The following is a 537-nucleotide window of genomic DNA, read 5'->3' as shown; positions in this document are numbered from 1 at the left end:
TGAACGAACCACTGGTGTAGCTGTTGTTCTGCCAAGAGCATCGCAGCGTAGCTAAGTTCGGATGTGATAAGAGCTGAAAGCATCTAAGCTCGAAGCCAACTCTAAGATGAATCTTCTCTTAAGGTCGCAGCAAGACTAGCTGCTTGATAGGTTGGGTGTGTAAGTGGTGAAAGCCATTTAGCTGACCAATACTAATAGACCGTCCGCTTACTTTAAATAAGCATTACTTCCTTGCTAAGGTTTATTACTTTAGTAAGTTTAAGAGTTTAAATTACTTGCTTTTAACATTGTTATTTAAGTTTATTAAATACTAATAGATTTAAATAACAATGTCCGTGATTATACAAATGTGGTAACGCCTTGTCCCATCCCGAACCAAGAAGCTAAGCACATTGTGGGTGATGATACTACGCCTTACTGGCATGGGGAAAGTAGCTCGTTGCGGACTTGTTAAAATCTTTTTTAACTCCTTTCTTTTTAATAATAATTGATTTTTATATACATATTTTTAGATTTAATTTTTTATTATATTTTTTT

The 537-nt window shown here is 35.0% G+C and carries 2 rRNA genes; both read left to right on the top strand.

Annotated features, from left to right (window positions below):
* A 23S ribosomal RNA gene (locus KJQ99_RS09565) occupies window positions 1–215 on the top strand; the annotation flags it as partial.
* Window positions 216–331: 116 nt separating this feature from the next.
* Window positions 332–448 (top strand): 5S ribosomal RNA (rrf, locus tag KJQ99_RS09560).
* Window positions 449–537 lie beyond the last annotated feature (89 nt).

This window comes from Campylobacter sp. 2018MI13, assembly GCF_018501135.1.
Lineage (GTDB): Bacteria > Campylobacterota > Campylobacteria > Campylobacterales > Campylobacteraceae > Campylobacter_E.
This window is presented reverse-complemented; position numbering and strand designations above follow the sequence as displayed.